The 1,260-nt window shown below is 75.2% G+C and carries 2 protein-coding genes and 1 tRNA gene; 2 read left to right on the top strand and 1 reads right to left on the bottom strand.

Going from position 1 to position 1,260, the window contains the following annotated elements:
• Nucleotides 1-751, top strand: a 751-nt coding sequence (locus ALMP_RS34390; protein ID WP_264935672.1) for a phosphotransferase family protein, incomplete at its 5' end; no start/stop codon positions are given.
• A gap of 79 nt (nucleotides 752-830) precedes the next feature.
• Nucleotides 831-1,118, top strand: coding sequence for a zf-TFIIB domain-containing protein (locus tag ALMP_RS34385; RefSeq protein ID WP_264935671.1), 288 nt, complete (start codon nucleotides 831-833; stop codon nucleotides 1,116-1,118).
• 53 nt (nucleotides 1,119-1,171) lie between these two features.
• Here ALMP_RS34385 and ALMP_RS34380 read toward each other — a convergent pair.
• Nucleotides 1,172-1,240: transfer RNA gene (locus ALMP_RS34380), tRNA-Val, on the bottom strand.
• Nucleotides 1,241-1,260: the final 20 nt, after the last annotated feature.

The following is a 1,260-nucleotide window of genomic DNA, read 5'->3' as shown; positions in this document are numbered from 1 at the left end:
CCTCACCCCCGCCGCCCGCCTCCCCGACGTCCTCCTCCCCCCACTCGCCCCGGCCCCCGCCCCGCTCCACGACCGCCTCGTCACCTTCTGGCCGTACGGCGCCCCCGTGGACCCCGACGACCCCGACGCCGCCCCCTGGGAAGCCGCGGGCACCCTGCTCGCCCGCCTCCACCGCACCCCCGCCCCAACGCCCCTGCCGCCGATGCGCGGCCCGGCCAAGGCCGCCGACGCCGTCGCCCGTCTGCGCGCCTCCGGCGTCCCCTCCCACGCCGCCGCCCCCGTCCTGCACGCCTGGAGCCGTCTTCCCGCGTGGGCGCGCGCCGAGGCGCCGATGCCCGACACCACCACCCTCTGCCACGGCGACCTCCACCTGGGCCAGCTCGTCCGCCACCCCGCCCCCGACGGCCCCTGGCGCCTCATCGACGTCGACGACCTCGGCGTCGGCGTCCCGGCCTGGGACCTCGCCCGTCCGGCCGCCTGGTACGCCTGCGGCCTGCTCCCGCCCGACGAGTGGACCCGCTTCCTGACCGCCTACCGCGCGGCCGCCGGCCCGGCCGTCCCCGCCGACGGCGACCCCTGGCCGGCCCTGGACGTCCCGGCCCGCGCCCTCACCGTCCAGACCGCCGCCCGAGCCCTCACCAAGGCGCACGCCCAGGACCGGCCCCTGGACGAGGTCGAGCGCTCCCTCGTCGACGCCTGCGAGCGAATGGCGTCCGTCCCCTTGCAGTTGGCGCCGAGCTCCGCGAAGTAGGGTGCAACCGACCGCAGCCGGACAGAGTCTGTCCTGGCGACGGGTGAAGCAGGACGACCGGCGAGGAGTTGAGCCGAACATGCAGTGTCCGAAGTGTCATGCTCCGATGCACACCTACAACCGCAACGGCGTCCAGATCGAGCAGTGCGCCAACTGCCGGGGCATCTTCCTGGACTACGGCGAGCTGGAGGCGCTGACCCGTCTGGAGTCGCAGTGGTCCCAGCCGGCGCCGCCCCCGCCCGCCCCGCAGGCGTACCCGGCCGCCCCGCCCGGTCCCGCCTGGGGCGCCCCGCACGGCGGCCACGGCGGTCACTACGGCCACGGCAAGCGCCACAAGAGCTTCGGTCACATGCTCTTCTCGAGCTGAGCCCGCACACGGAGAAGCCCCCGGCCGCTGAGACGGCCGGGGGCTCCGGTGTGTGGACGATACTGGGATTGAACCAGTGACCTCTTCCGTGTCAGGGAAGCGCTCTCCCGCTGAGCTAATCGCGCGGGGATCCGAAGATCCA

Origin of the sequence: Streptomyces sp. A012304 (assembly GCF_026008495.1) — a bacterium.
Lineage (GTDB): Bacteria > Actinomycetota > Actinomycetes > Streptomycetales > Streptomycetaceae > Streptomyces.
Note: the sequence above shows the minus strand (reverse complement) of the source record. Positions and strands in the feature narration are given on the sequence as shown.

Bases quoted from the DNA above. Each gene is read 5' to 3' on its own strand.
- ALMP_RS34385 (WP_264935671.1), top strand. From the start codon at position 831: ATGCAGTGTCCGAAGTGTCATGCTCCGATGCACACCTACAACCGCAAC.